The sequence below is a fragment of the Wolbachia endosymbiont of Mansonella perstans genome (assembly GCF_020278605.1).
Taxonomy (GTDB): domain Bacteria; phylum Pseudomonadota; class Alphaproteobacteria; order Rickettsiales; family Anaplasmataceae; genus Wolbachia.
This window is the reverse complement of record NZ_JACZHU010000123.1, coordinates 1-2,165: the sequence shown is the minus strand read 5'-3', so window position 1 is coordinate 2,165 and position 2,165 is coordinate 1. Positions and strand designations below refer to the sequence as shown.

1 protein-coding gene is annotated in these 2,165 nt (G+C 37.7%); it reads right to left on the bottom strand.

The genetic code is table 11. The features are described from left to right. Positions 1–308: 308 nt before the first annotated feature. The coding region (locus IHO13_RS05305) for a DNA translocase FtsK (RefSeq protein ID WP_225538604.1) at positions 309–2,165 on the bottom strand (1,857 nt) is incomplete at its 5' end.

The following is a 2,165-nucleotide window of genomic DNA, read 5'->3' as shown; positions in this document are numbered from 1 at the left end:
AAAAAAAACCCTGTTAGCTAGTTATTCCTCTCTCTATTTTAAAATCCGGTGTTGGATGATATCTTAAACACTTTAACAAGCGTATTTTAGCTTATATTTAAGTAAAAACTTTGAAAGTTTATAAAGACATGAGGTAAATATAGTGCAAAAAATTAAACATAAGAAGTCAAGTACATTGAGTTTTCTGTCGTTTAATCTACAAGGACTGAAGATAAATAATAGCCTCAGTGCTATGATAAGGGTAATGGCGAAGGTTGTCAAGCAGTTTTTGTTTCATTCAACGAGCTGCCGAAAACTATGCAAGAAGTCTATTCTATCAGTATCTCTCTCTTTCCCGAGTAGTTTGGGGCGCTGATAATACCTTCTTTTTCCATTCTTTCGACAATATTTGCAGCTCTATTATAACCTATTCTAAGTTGCCGTTGAATGTAACTAGTTGAAACCTTTTTATCTCTCTGAATGATAGCCACTGCTTGGTTGTACAGGTCGTTCTCTTCATCCTCTGTTTCACCGTTTAATTCTGTAGAGGAATTTTCATCCTCTTTGGTGATTTCCTCCATGTAGTTTGGCTCACCTTGCGTTTTTAGGTGATCGACTATATTTTGCACTTCATTATCGCTCACAAAAGGGCCGTGAACTCTAATAATCTTACCACCAGAAACCATATAGAGCATGTCACCCATACCGAGCAATTGTTCAGCCCCCTGTTCACCAAGTATTGTTCTGCTATCTATTTTAGAAGTCACAGCAAAACTGATTCTCGTTGGGAAGTTTGCCTTTATCACACCTGTTATCACATCTACAGATGGACGTTGTGTTGCCATTATGATGTGTATTCCTGCAGCCCTAGCCATTTGCGCTAAACGCTGAATAGAGCATTCTATTTCTTTGCCAGCAACAAGCATCAAATCTGCCATTTCATCCACGATCACCACGATATATGGAAATGTTTCCATCTTAATTGGTATTTTTTCAAATAAGGGTTTGCCTGTTGTTGAGTTAAATCCAATTTGCACAACACGTTCCAATTCTATCCCACTATTCATCGCTTCTGTGATTTTTTGGTTATAATTTATCACATTGCGTACATTTAAATACGACATCATACGATAGCGATTTTCCATCTCTTTTACTATCCACTTAAGAGCAGTAACAGCTTTTTTTGGCTCTGTTACTACTGGTGTTATTAGATGCGGTATTGCATCATATATTGAAAGCTCAAGCATTTTGGGATCGATCATTATCATCTTACATTCATTGGGATTTAATCGATAAACGAGTGAAAGAATCATGGTGTTAATTGCAACTGACTTACCCGATCCTGTGGTTCCAGCAACAAGCAAGTGTGGCATTTTGGCTAAATCTGCAATAACTGATTTTCCGCTTATTTCTTTGCCAAGCGCAATTGGAAGATTTAGGTTTGCATTTTGATATTCCGGCGACTCGAGTAAGTCACGCAGCATGACAATTTCCCTCTCCTTGTTTGGCAATTCTATTCCCATGGCGTTTTGTCCACGAATTATTGAAATACGCGCAGAGAGCGCACTCATTGAACGTGCAATGTCATCTGCAAGACCAATTACTCTTGCAGACTTTGTGCCAGCCTGTGGCTCAAGTTTGTATAAAGTTACAACCGGGCCGTAACATACATTGATGATTTTCCCTTGCACGCCAAAATCATTTAGAACTTGCTCCAGCAAGGATAAATTCTTATTGCTCTCCATTTCGTTTAGCTGTTTTCTCTGCAAGGACTCTTCTGCTTTGGAAAGTAAATGAATACTTGGAAACTCAAACCCATTAGAAGGTTTAAAAATCTCTCCAGTGGCTTTTCCTTGCCTCTTTTTTGGTTGTTGTCTGGTAGCAATTTGAGCTCTATGTTTTTCTTCTACTACTGATGATGCAATAGAATGTTTAGTAGTTTTACGTAACCTGAAAAACAGAACATTTGCAAAAAGTAAAGCTGTTTTTTTACACAAGGAAAATGTAAAGTAAATCGTTCTCTTCCAGCCAATTAATCCTACAGTACCTGCTGACACTGCTACTGTGAATATATAAAACGGATAGTTACTAATTAGTGCGTTTCCTATTATTCCACCGTGCATATACCTTAGAGTGATGCCGAGCGAAAGTTGTGATAATATAGCGCATATTCCTAAATTGATTAA